General features: G+C 71.3%; 10 protein-coding genes. 4 read left to right on the top strand and 6 right to left on the bottom strand.

Translation table 11 applies throughout. From position 1 onward, the window contains the following. The 5 genes from J4573_RS44345 to J4573_RS44325 form a co-directional block, all read right to left on the bottom strand. The coding region (locus tag J4573_RS44345) for a hypothetical protein (protein WP_208262371.1) at nt 1-195 on the bottom strand (195 nt) is incomplete at its 3' end. 231 nt (nt 196-426) lie between these two features. Then, nucleotides 427-1,731: a PEP/pyruvate-binding domain-containing protein gene (locus J4573_RS44340; protein WP_208262369.1), complete on the bottom strand. Its 1,305-nt coding sequence runs from the start codon at nt 1,729-1,731 to the stop codon at nt 427-429. A 6-nt stretch (nt 1,732-1,737) separates the two neighbouring features. Then, nucleotides 1,738-2,331 (bottom strand): transcriptional regulator, encoded by a 594-nt coding sequence (locus J4573_RS44335; RefSeq protein ID WP_208262367.1) that lies wholly within the window; start codon nt 2,329-2,331, stop codon nt 1,738-1,740. Further along, a complete protein-coding gene (locus J4573_RS44330) occupies nt 2,328-3,371 on the bottom strand; it encodes a TetR/AcrR family transcriptional regulator (protein WP_208262365.1) in 1,044 nt (347 codons plus the stop codon). The genes J4573_RS44335 and J4573_RS44330 overlap by 4 nt, the downstream gene beginning before the upstream one ends. A 49-nt stretch (nt 3,372-3,420) precedes the next feature. Next, the gene (locus J4573_RS44325; protein WP_208262363.1) at nt 3,421-4,398 is read right to left on the bottom strand and encodes a helix-turn-helix transcriptional regulator; all 978 of its coding nucleotides are present in this window, start codon (nt 4,396-4,398) and stop codon (nt 3,421-3,423) included. Between the two features lie 64 nt (nt 4,399-4,462). Here J4573_RS44325 and J4573_RS44320 point away from each other — a divergent pair, with 64 nt between their 5' ends. The 4 genes from J4573_RS44320 to J4573_RS44305 all read left to right on the top strand — a co-directional run bounded on the left by J4573_RS44320 (nt 4,463) and on the right by J4573_RS44305 (nt 9,900). Next, on the top strand, nt 4,463-4,933 hold the full coding sequence (locus J4573_RS44320; protein ID WP_208262361.1) for a hypothetical protein: 471 nt from the start codon (nt 4,463-4,465) through the stop codon (nt 4,931-4,933). A 40-nt stretch (nt 4,934-4,973) separates the two neighbouring features. Then, nucleotides 4,974-8,081, top strand: a complete 3,108-nt coding sequence (locus J4573_RS44315) for an ATP-binding protein (RefSeq protein WP_307797416.1) — start codon at nt 4,974-4,976, stop codon at nt 8,079-8,081. A 68-nt stretch (nt 8,082-8,149) separates the two neighbouring features. Further along, nucleotides 8,150-9,124 (top strand): ATP-binding cassette domain-containing protein, encoded by a 975-nt coding sequence (locus tag J4573_RS44310; protein WP_208262359.1) that lies wholly within the window; start codon nt 8,150-8,152, stop codon nt 9,122-9,124. Beyond that, complete coding sequence (locus tag J4573_RS44305) at nt 9,121-9,900, top strand: ABC transporter permease (RefSeq protein ID WP_208262357.1); 780 nt, start codon at nt 9,121-9,123, stop codon at nt 9,898-9,900. Before J4573_RS44310 ends, J4573_RS44305 begins: the two co-directional genes overlap by 4 nt. A gap of 58 nt (nt 9,901-9,958) precedes the next feature. Here the strand turns inward: J4573_RS44305 and J4573_RS44300 are convergent, their stop codons facing one another. Continuing rightward, on the bottom strand, nt 9,959-10,936 hold the full coding sequence (locus J4573_RS44300) for an Lrp/AsnC family transcriptional regulator (RefSeq protein WP_208262355.1): 978 nt from the start codon (nt 10,934-10,936) through the stop codon (nt 9,959-9,961). Between the last annotated feature and the right edge of the window lie 5 nt (nt 10,937-10,941).

The raw sequence follows: 10,941 nt of genomic DNA, 5'->3' as shown, positions 1-10,941 counted from the left end.
AGTCGGGACGCTCTTACTTCCGGCCTTCTGAGCCGCCTCGACCCGGGCCTTCCACCTCTCGTTGCCCAGCAGCCAGTCGAAAGACTCGGTCTGCAGGGCGAGGAGGTCGGGAACCTCGAGCGGCTCGTTGATGCGCGCGAAGGACACACGACGGGGACCGGTGGGTACTGCGGAGGCGTTGCGCGAGGCTGACAACACACGTCCTTCCGAGGCTCGCGGCGGACTGACTCCACGCACACGAACGGCGTCTCAGCCTGAGGGGAAGGACGGGATACCGAGGGCAGCGTGTAGTGCGCAGCATAAGCCAAAACGCCGACAAATGTCCACACGTACAAACACTGTCAAGCCTCGGTCTCGTTTTCAGAGTCGCATGCCGAGGCGGAAATCGTCAAGTCACGGCCATCGGATAAGTCCCGGAGGCCGGGTTCATGGGATTTCAGCGGCCCATTCGAGGAAACGCCGCAGGTGCGAGCCGGTCGGCGGTGTCGTGACGCGGGGACTGCCGATCGCGATGTCTCCCGCCGTCCCGTCGATCGTCATGACCATACCGTCCGGCACGGTGCGCCCGGCGACCTGGACGCGGCCCCCGGCCTCGTCGAACGTGAGGCACCTCACCCCGACGACGGCGGGTTTTCCCATGGCGCGCGCCACGATGGCGGCGTGGCTGGCCGGCCCGCCGCGCGCGGTGACGACTCCGGCCGCGGCCGCCAGGCCGTGCATGTCGAGCGGCGAGGTGTGCGGGCGGACCAGGATGACCGGGCCGTCGGCCGCCATCCGGACGGCCCGGTCGGCGCTGGTCGCGATCTTGCCCGTGGCGACTCCCGGGCAGGCGCCTGCCCCTCGGGCGAGAAGGTCGGGCGTGTCGCTCGCCGCGATCCGGGGCGTACGGGCGTGTCGCAGGTCCTCCGGCCGGACGCGGCGGAGAGCGTCCTGGCGGCTGATCAAGCCCTCGTCGGCCAGGTCGACGGCGACGCGGACGGCCGCGCCTCCTGCGATGCCGCCGGGCCGGACCTGCAGGAGCCACAACTCCCCCGCCTCAAAGGTGAACTCCACGTGGCACGCATCGCGGTAGTGCCTCTCGACTCGCTCCAAGGCTTTGGTGAGGTCCGCCCACACCGCCGGTTCTCGTTCGGTGAGCTCGGACAGCGGCAGGGTCGTCGATCTGCCGGACACGACGTCGTCGCCCTGGTGGCCGAACAGCACCTCGCCGAACGGGGTGCGTTCCCCGGTGTTGGGGTCACGGCTGAACGCGACGCCGGACCCGCTGTGGGCCGCGCGATCGCCGAACACCATCGCCTGAACGGTGACGGCCGTGCCCGCGTCGTGCGGGATGCCGTGCAGCTCGCGGTAGGTCGTGGCGCGCGGCGTGTCCCACGAGGAGAAGACCTCGGTGACCGCCGATCGCAGCCGCCCCGCCGTGAGCCCGAGGTTGAGGATCGTGTCCATCATGCCGGGCATCGAGACGCCGGCGCCCGAACGTACCGAGACCGTCAGCGGCCGCTCAGCTCCCGTGGCGACTTCGAGATCGGCGACGGCCGCCGCCAGCTCGGAGCCGAGGCCGTCGGGGAGCCGCCCATCACGGAGGTAGGCGCGGCAGGCGGCGGTGCTGATGACGAATCCCGGCGGCACGGGCAGGCCGAGGCGCTTCATCACGATGAGGCCATGTGCTTTCCCGCCGATGGTGCTCGGGGTCTCGTCGGTCTCTGGTGAGAGTGGATGGATCCAGGTCATCGCCGGTCAGCCTCGCGGGATGCCGAGCGTGGCCAGGAGGTCTTCGTGCAGCTGGAACCACACGGTGTGGTACGACCCGACCTCGTCCGTCAGGTAGCCGAGCGCGCCTGACCTGGCACGGGACAGCGCGTCGGTGAGCCGCGTCCGGTAGCGACCGAACCGCAGCAGCTGCGCGGCCAGGGCGGCGCAGACGATGCCGGCCCGTTGGTCGAAGTCCGCGAACCGGTCCAGGACCCGCGCCTCATAGGCGGGATCGGCGGATCGCAGTTGCCATGCGGCGCACAGATCAAGCAGTTCCGGGTTGAGCACGAGGAACTCCTCGAACGCCGCAGCCACCGCCGCTCGGGCGCCGGCTTCGTCCAGTTCGGCGGCGATCCGTTCGGCGTCCGCCGCGCGACCGGCCTCGGTGAGTCCCCAGCCGCCGAAGTCGCCCCGGAGGTGGGTCACGAGCCCGGACGCGGCGAGATCGAGCAGCTCGGACTCGGCGTCATCCGCCGACAGCCCGGCTGCTTCGGCGACGCGGTCCAGGCTCGCGAAACCGATGCAGCGGAGGCCGTGCAGCACCAGCAGGTCGGCGCCGGTCGCGTACGGCGCGTTCATCGGTCGGCCTCACGGGCGGACGCCGCAGCGTGAGCGGCGCCGTGGCCGTCGGCCCGGGCGCGGATCCTGCCCGCTTCGATGCGCACCGCCGCTTCGGTGGTCTCGTCCGGCTCCTGGATTCCGATGGCCGATGCGATGGTGGCGCGCTCGTCGAGGACGACGCGGAGGCTTGGCAGGTCGTCCCGCGCGAACACACGCCGCAGGCATCCGACCAGGTCACCGATCCGCAGCCGTACGAGGCGGCCGATCTCGGCGGGATCGGAAGTCACGACGGCCACGGTGATCTGGTCGCCGGGACGGGCGGCTCGAACGGCCTCCTCGGCCGCCCCGAGCCTGCCGGTGCCGAGGACCACGATCACACCGTCGGCGGTCACATCTCCGGACTCGGCGGGTGGCTTCCAGTCGTCCAGGACACGTCGTGCGGGCGCGACGTACGCCAGGTGCGGCGGGTCCCAGGTGTCGGCGAGGTCGAGCGTCGCCAGGTGCTCGCAGGAACGCGTCACGTCGAACGGATCACCGAATCCGGGCGCGGTCTCGGCCAGGTGGCAGGCGCCGTTCAGCGTCGTGAGGAGCAGCTCTGCCAGCCGCACACGCCTGCCCTGCGGCTCCCGCGATTCCAGCGCGAGGGCGAGCAGCAGCGCCTCCACTTTGGTGATCTGTGCCAGCGCCGCACGGCCCGGCTCGTCGTCGAACAGGCCGGTGATCGAACGCAGCTGGAGCTTCCGGTTGGCAGGCGTGTCACTGGTCAGCGGAAGCCGTTCGAGCCAGACGCGGGCGAACGCGCCCGCCGCCTCCGCCAGATCGGGCGGCGAGGCCGCAGCAACCCCAGCAGGCTCGACCGAGTCGGCCAGAACGCCGAGGTACAGGGCGCGCTTGCTCGGGAAGTTGGAGTAGACGGCGCCACGGGTCAGCTCGGCGCGCTCCGCGATCCGGTCGACCTTGGCGTCGGTGTAACCGCGCTCGGCGAACTCCCCCCGCGCCGCCGCCAATACAGCCGTACGGGTGCGTTCCTGCTGTTGGGCCCGGGTGAGCCTGACCATCGCGCCACCTCCGCTCCATTCAGATGTTAGCAACATCTGAATGTTCTCATCATCCAGGGTAGAGCCGGGTCAGCGCCTTGATCGTGTCGGTCAGGTGGGCGATCAGCTCCGGAGGGGCGATGACCTGGGCGTCGGCGCCGAGCCGCAGCAGCGTCGAGGCGGCGTGCGGAACGTTCTCCAGCGGGATGGTGGCGCGCCGCCAGCCGTCGGGATCCGGCGGTGTGAGCGTGCGCTGCGCCAGCCGGGCGGCCCTCGGCCCGAGGATGTCGGGCAGGTCGTCGACGCCCTTCGGACTGAGCCGGACGACGGCGACCTCCTCGGTCTCGGCCCGCTCGTAGCGTTCGACGTGCTCCCGCCAGAACTCGGCCAGCTCGAAGCCGTCCGGCCGGGTGAAGCGTTCGGGCAGGGCCTCCAGGCTGATGATCGACGAGACGCGGTAGGTGCGCGGCCGGTCGTTCCGACGAGCGATCAGGTACCAGACCCCTCCCTTGAGAACCAGGCCCAGCGGCTGCAGCCTGCGGGTGACCTCGCCCGGCTCGGGAGCCCAGCGGCGATACCTGATCTCGATCACCTGGTCCTGCCACAGCGCCTCGGCCACGGCGAGCAGGTGCGGCACCTCGTCGGGCTCCCGGTACCAGCCCGGCGCGTCGAGGTGGAAGCGCTGCCGGATCCGCATCGACGCATCCCTGTAAGGCGTCGGCAGCGCGGCCGTGAGTTTGAGCTCGGCGGCGGCGACCTGGGCGGCGAGCCCCAGCTCGGCGGCGGGCTGTGGCATACCCGTCAGGAACAGCGACTCGGCCTCGTCGGCTGTCAGCCCCGTCAGCCGGGTCCGGTAGCCGTCCATGAGCTGGTATCCCCCGCTGGGACCGTGCTCAGCGTAGACGGGCACGCCCGCCTCGGCGAGGGCCTCGATGTCGCGGTAGACGGTACGGGCGGTGACCCCCAGCTCCGCCGCGAGCTGGGCGGCGCTCATCCGCCCACGGTTCTGCAACAGCAGCAACAGGGACAACAACCGGCTCGCGCGCATGCGCAGAATCCTCTCCCAGACCCCTGACAGAAGATGTCAGTGATAGGCCGCCAAGATCCTCGGCATGAACGATTTCGACTTCTTCATCGGCTCGTGGAACGTGACCAACCGGCGGCTCACCAAGCTGTTCGCCGGCAGCGACGACTGGGAGACGTTCCCGGGCACCACCACCTGCCGGCAGATCTTCAACGGCGGCGGCAACACCGAGGAGATCCTCTTCCCGACCCTCGGCAGCCGCGGCTTCACCCTGCGCCTCTTCGATCTCGAACGGGAGGAATGGTCCATCTACTGGTCGAGCAGCCGCACCGGCCTGCTCGACCCGCCGGTCGTGGGCACCTTCCGCGACGGCCGGGGCGACTTCTACGGCGACGCCGCCCACGACGGGAACCCGCTCACCCAGGAAGGCGAGCCCATCAAGATGCACTTCGTCTGGTCCGACATCACGGCGACCTCGGCGCGCTGGGAGCAGGAATTCTCCGCCGACGGCGGCCAGACCTGGGAGTCCAACTGGATCATGGAGTTCACGCGCGCCTGACCGGCGGCGGGCCCGTGCGACAGGCGGTATCAATAGGTAGGTGAGCGGCGACGGTGGGCTTCGGGTGATGGTGCTGGGGCCGGTCCGTGCCCATTCCGAAGGGTCGCCGATCGAGATGCCCGGCGCCCGGGTCCGCCTGCTGCTGGCCCGGCTGGCGTTGGCCCGCGGCAGGCCGGTGCCGTCCGAGACGCTGATCGACGACCTCTGGGGGGCCGACTCGCTCGCCGACGCGGCCAATGCTCTGCAGGCGCTGGTGTCACGGCTGCGCAAGGCCGTGGGCGGCGAGGCGGTGGAGTTCGCGGCCGGTGGCTACCGGCTCACAGCTGATCTGGACGCCCGGCGCTTCGAGGAACTGGCCGCGCGAGGGCGCCGAGAGCTGGCCGACGACCGGCCCGCCGTCGCCGTGGCCGGCCTCGACGCGGCGCTGGACCTCTGGACCGGGTCCGCGCTGGGTGATCTTCCAGACGCGGTGTTCGTCCGTGCGGAGGCCGCACGGCTGGAGGAGCTGCGGCTGGGCGCCGTCGAAGACCGCTTCGAGGCGGCGTTGCGGCTGAGGCGCCACGATGAGGTGCTGGCCGACCTGGAGGCCTCGGCCAGCGCTCATCCGCTGCGCGAGCGGCTGGCCGGACTGCGGATGCGCGCCCTCAACGCCGCGGGACGGCAGGCGGCTGCGATCGCCGCGTACGAGGAGATCCGCGGTGCGCTCGCCGATCAGCTCGGTGTCGATCCCGGAGCCGACCTGCGGCAGGTTCACCTGGCGATGCTGCGCGGCGAGCTCGACCAGCCGGCCGCTCGTCCGAAGCTCGCGCCCGGACGGCTGCCCGCGCAGCTCACCAGCTTCACAGGCCGGGACGCGGAGCTGAAGCTGCTGGCCGAACGGCTCGCGACCGCCCGGCTGGTCACGATCGCCGGGCCGGGCGGCGTCGGGAAGACACGGCTGGCCGTCGAGGCGGCGGCCCGGCATCCGGCTCACGAGCAGGGCAGGATGTGGTTCGTTCCGCTGGCCGGTGTCGTCGTTCCCGCGAGCGACGAGATCTCGGCGGCGGTGCTGGGCGTGCTCAGCTCCGGTCAGGTGCGCCTGAGCGGTGAACGGCAGGACGCTCTCGATCAGCTGGTGGAGTTGATCGGCCCTGAGGCCGCGGTCCTGGTGCTGGACAACTGTGAGCACGTGGTGAGCGCCGCCGCGGAATTCGCCGACCGGCTGCTGGCCCGGCTGCCACGACTGGCGATCCTGGCGACCAGCCGGGAACCGCTGGCGATCACCGGCGAGGCGCTGTGCCGTCTTGATCCGCTGAATCTGCCGGCAGGCGTACGGCTGTTCGTCGACCGGGCTCAGGCCGTGCGGCCGGGTTTCGAGCCCGGCGAGGCGACGGCCGGGCCGGTCGTCGACATCTGCCGGCGGCTGGATGGCCTGCCGCTGGCGCTGGAACTGGCGGCCGCGCGGCTGCGTTCGATGACCGCCGAGCAGATCGCACACCACCTGGACGACCGGTTCCGGCTGTTGACCTCGGGCAGCAGGGCCGCTCTGCCGCGCCACCGGACACTGCGGGCGGTCGTCGAGTGGAGCTGGGACCTGCTGACCGAACAGGAGCGGCTGCTGGCCGGACGACTGTCGATCTTCCCCGGTGGCACCGGGGTGGCCGCGCTGGAGGCCGTGTGCGCGGACGAGACGCTGCCCGAGGGCGACGTCGTCTACGTGCTCGGCTCGCTGGTGGAGAAGTCGCTGGTGCAGTGGGACGGGCAGCGTTACCGGATGCTGGAGACCGTCCGCGCGTACGCGAGCGAGCAGTCGCACGACCGCGAGGCCCTCACCGACCGGTTCGTTCGATACTTCCTGGCGATGGCCGAGGAGCATGAACGTCGCGTCCACACCCGGGAGCAGCTGCCGTCGATGCGGTGGTTCGACGCCGAGTACGACAACCTGATCTCCGCCCTGCGGACCGCCATCGGTGACGGCGACGCGGATGCCGCGGCGCGGCTCGCAGGCTCGCTGCTCCGGCACTGGCAGACGTTGCGCATGGACGCCAGGGCGGATGGGCTCGTCGCCGAGGTGCTCGCCTTCGGCGACGCCGTCCCGGCCCACCACCGGGCGGCGTTCATCGCGATGTACCGGATGCCGGGCAAGGACGGGACGGCCGCCGATCCCGACCAGGTGCGCTCGGTCATCGAGGACTGCATCGGCACGGGCGCACTGGACCGCCATCCGATGCTGCTCATCATGACGGCGCCCATGGCCTACTTCATCGGCGACCAGAAGCTGGCCGAGCGCCAGCTCCGCGCCGCGGAAGCCCGCCCGGACGGGTGGGGCGGGGCCTTCGCGGCCTGGTTCCGGTCCGTCTTCCGTAACGACCAGGGCGACTGGGCGGGCGCGGCCGTCGAACGTACGAGAGCGCTCCGGCTGTGCGAGGCGGTCGGGGACCGGTTCGGTCTGACGTTCACGCTGGCCGGGGTCGCGCAGGACCACGCCGTTCAGGGACAGCACGAGCAGGCGATCGCCGCGCTGGAGCGGTGCGCCGCGCTCGCCTCCGAGATCGGCTGGGACGAGGAGATCTCGTACCTGGCCCGGCTGGGCACCCAGCGGCTGCGCGCGGGCGACCTCGACGGTGCGCGACGGGACCTGGAGGCCGCTCTGCGGCAAGGCGTCGAACGCGGCCACCCTCATCTGCGGATCGAGGCACTCGTCGGCCTGGCGGACCTGCACCGCCGCAACGGCGAGCCGGATCGCGCCGAGCGGACGCTCCGGCACCTGGAGTCGATCGTCCAGGGGATGCCCGCCGCCGAGCAGACCGCCGCGATCCACATCGTCCCGGTCCGGTCGGCCATCAGGATCGACACCGGCGACACCGCGGCGGCGAGGGAGCTTCTTCCCTGGGCGATGGCAGCGGGCGCGGCGCTCAGTTACATGGCGGCGCCGGGCGCCGAACTGCTCGCACGGCTGCTGGCGCAGGAGGGGGACGCGGCCGGCGCGGCGACCGCCCTCGGGCTGAGCCAGGTCGTTCGCGGAACGTTCGACCAGGGCGATCCCGAGCTGCGCGAGCTGGTCGATGACCTCACCGAGCGGCTCGGGACACCGGCCTACGCCCAGGCGTTCGACCAGGGCGCCCTGATGCCGCGCGCGGCGGCGCTCGAACGCCTCCGCACGCTCTGACGCGCGCTGATAGGCGCCATCAGCCGGATTTCAGTGCCCTGTCAGCGGCGCCCTCCAGCGTGAGCCGCATGACCGATCACCACACGACGGATCCGGCCATCGCGATCACCGGGCTGAGCAAGGCGTTCGGCGACAGGGTCGTGCTGGACGGCGTGGACCTGCGGGTCGCCGAGCGGACGGTCTTCGCGCTGCTCGGCCCCAACGGCGCCGGCAAGACCACCATGGTGAAGATCCTCTCCACGCTGATCCCCGCCGACTCCGGTGACGTGCGCGTCGCCGGGCACGACCCCGCACGGAACCCCGACGCCGTACGCAAGGCCATCGGCGTCACCGGCCAGTACTCGGCCATCGACTACCTGCTCACCGGCAGGGAGAACCTGGTCCTGATGGGAGACCTCCACCATCTCGGCCGCGCGGCCGCCCGCCGCCGCGCCGACGAGCTGCTCGAACGATTCGACCTGGTCGAGGACGGCGGGAAGGCGGCCAGCACGTACTCCGGCGGGATGACCAGGCGCCTCGACCTGGCGATGACCCTGGTCGGCAGGCCGCGCATCATCTTCCTCGACGAGCCCACCACCGGCCTGGACCCGCGCAGCCGCCGCACCATGTGGCAGGTCATCCGGGACCTCGTCGCGGGCGGCGTCACCATCTTCCTCACCACCCAGTACCTGGAAGAGGCCGATCACCTCGCCGACCGGATCGCCCTGCTCGACCATGGGCGGTTCATCGCCGAGGGGACGGCCGAGGAGCTCAAGCGCCTCGTTCCCGGCGGTCACATCACGCTGCGCTTCACCGATCCCGACGGCGTCGCCGCGGCGGCCCGCGTCCTGCACGACGCCGCACTCGACGAGGACGAACTGTCCCTGCGCGTCCCCAGCGACGGCGGCGTCCGCTCGATGCGCGACCTGTTCACACGCCTGGACCACCTGTCGATCGAGGTCGAGGCGATGTCGGTGCACACCCCCGACCTCGACGACGTCTTCCTCACCCTCACCGGCCGGCCCGACGCCGAGCCGCTCCCCCGCCTCGAAGGACGCCCATGAACCCCCTCAACGACTCGGCGACGATGCTGCGCCGCAACCTGCGCCACATGCGGCGCTACCCGACGATGACGCTGATGCTCCTCGGCATGCCCGTGGTGTTCCTGCTGCTGTTCGTCTACGTCTTCGGCGCGACCCTGGGCAACGGGATCGGTGGCGCGTCCGGCGGCCGCGAGACCTACATCGCGTACGTGACGCCCGGCATCATCCTGATGGCGATGGCCTCGGCCTCACAGGGCACCGCCGTGGCCGTCGCGATCGACATGACCACGGGGATCGTCGCCCGCTTCCGCACCATGCCGATCTGGCAGCCGTCCCTGCTGTCGGGGCATGTCATCGGGAGCGTCGTGCATGCGCTGCTGGGCATCGCGGTCGTCACCGGCGTCGCCGTCCTGATCGGTTTCCGGCCGAACGCGACGCCGATCGAGTGGCTGGCGGTCGCCGGTCTGCTCGCCGGGTTCTCGCTGGCGCTCACCTGGCTCGTCGTGGGACTCGGCCTCGTCGCCAAGTCCGTCGAGAGCGCGAGCAATACGCCGATGTTCCTGCTGGTCCTGCCGTTCCTCGGCAGCGGCTTCGTGCCGACCGAGACGATGCCCGCCTGGCTGCGCTGGTTCGCCGCGCACCAGCCGTTCACGCCGCTAACCGAGACGCTGCGCGGCCTGCTCCTCGGCACCCCGATCGGCGACAGCGCGGCCCAGGCCGTCGGCTCGTGCGTCGCGCTGACCATCGTCGGCTACGCGTGGTCGAAGCATCTCTTCAAACGCGCCGCCTCCCGGTAAGACTCAGGGACGCAGGCGCGATCATTTTCATCATCCTGACCGCTCTGGACATGCCCAGTCACGGTTGAGTGAGCAGCGCGCCGACGCGCTTGATGTTCTGCACGATCGGCGACGTCTCCACGTGGGTGATGGCGGGCAGTGCGGCGACGCGTTCGGTGAGGTAGCGGTAGAGGTCGCGGGAGTTGCGGCAGACGACCTGCACGGCCAGGTTGGTGGAGCCGGTGGTGGCCGCGGCGAACACCACCTCGCGATGCTCGGCCAGCGCCTGCCCGGTGGCGACAAGCTCGGCGGGCGGCACGGTGATCCAGAGGCGGGCCGCGGTGTGCAGGCCGACGTAGGGCAGCTCGAACTCGGCGTAGTAGCGCAGGAGCCCGGTCGCGCGCAGATGCTCGAGGCGGCGGCCGACGGTGGACTGCGACCAGCCGGTGGCCGACGCGAGCTCGGCCAGCCCGGCCCTGCCGTCGCGCGCCAGAACCTCCATGAGCCGCTGGTCGCCGGGGTCGAGGTCGAGGATCTCGTCCACCTCCTCGGGAACGGGAGCCGGGCGCAGCCGCTCGGCCTCGTCGGCGGTGAGGGCGTCCATGCTGCGGATGATGAGCGGCGAACCGTAGTAGGTGTGCAGGATCGACTGCGCGGCGATGGCGACGATCCGGGCCCCGCGCGGGAACCGGTCCAGCAGCAGCTCCTCGCTCTCGTACTCGCTGCGGGCGCGCACGACGCAGAGGATCTCGGTGCCACCCGAGACGAGCTGCACCCAGGTGGTGTCGGGGCGGCGGGCGAGCGCGGCGGCGACGTTGCGCGCTCCGCCCGGAGCGCACCTGAGCCGCAGCAGCCAGCGGCCGTGCGCGACGTACCCGACCGGCGGGACCCCGACGATCCGCAGGATGTCGCTCGAGCGCAGCCTGCGGTAGCGGCGGGCGATCGTCTGATCGGAGACGCCCAGCACCTCGGCGATGCGGCTGAACGGGGCGCGCCCGTCGAGCTGGAGCGCCTGGATCAGCTTCCGGTCGAGCTCGTCCGCCATGTCGGATTTCACCACCA

This window comes from Actinomadura barringtoniae (assembly GCF_017573505.1).
Classification (GTDB): Bacteria; Actinomycetota; Actinomycetes; order Streptosporangiales; family Streptosporangiaceae; genus Spirillospora; species Spirillospora barringtoniae.
The sequence above is the reverse complement of the archived record's forward strand: the minus strand, read 5'-3'. Positions and strand labels throughout refer to the sequence as shown.

What these genes read in the sequence shown, in the direction of transcription:
- J4573_RS44335 (WP_208262367.1), bottom strand. Translation starts at nt 2,331, where the DNA reads ATGAACGCGCCGTACGCGACCGGCGCCGACCTGCTGGTGCTGCACGGC.
- J4573_RS44330 (WP_208262365.1), bottom strand. Translation starts at nt 3,371, where the DNA reads ATGGTCAGGCTCACCCGGGCCCAACAGCAGGAACGCACCCGTACGGCT.
- J4573_RS44340 (WP_208262369.1), bottom strand. Translation starts at nt 1,731, where the DNA reads ATGACCTGGATCCATCCACTCTCACCAGAGACCGACGAGACCCCGAGC.
- J4573_RS44320 (WP_208262361.1), top strand. Translation starts at nt 4,463, where the DNA reads ATGAACGATTTCGACTTCTTCATCGGCTCGTGGAACGTGACCAACCGG.
- J4573_RS44305 (WP_208262357.1), top strand. Translation starts at nt 9,121, where the DNA reads ATGAACCCCCTCAACGACTCGGCGACGATGCTGCGCCGCAACCTGCGC.
- J4573_RS44325 (WP_208262363.1), bottom strand. Translation starts at nt 4,398, where the DNA reads ATGCGCGCGAGCCGGTTGTTGTCCCTGTTGCTGCTGTTGCAGAACCGT.
- J4573_RS44310 (WP_208262359.1), top strand. Translation starts at nt 8,150, where the DNA reads ATGACCGATCACCACACGACGGATCCGGCCATCGCGATCACCGGGCTG.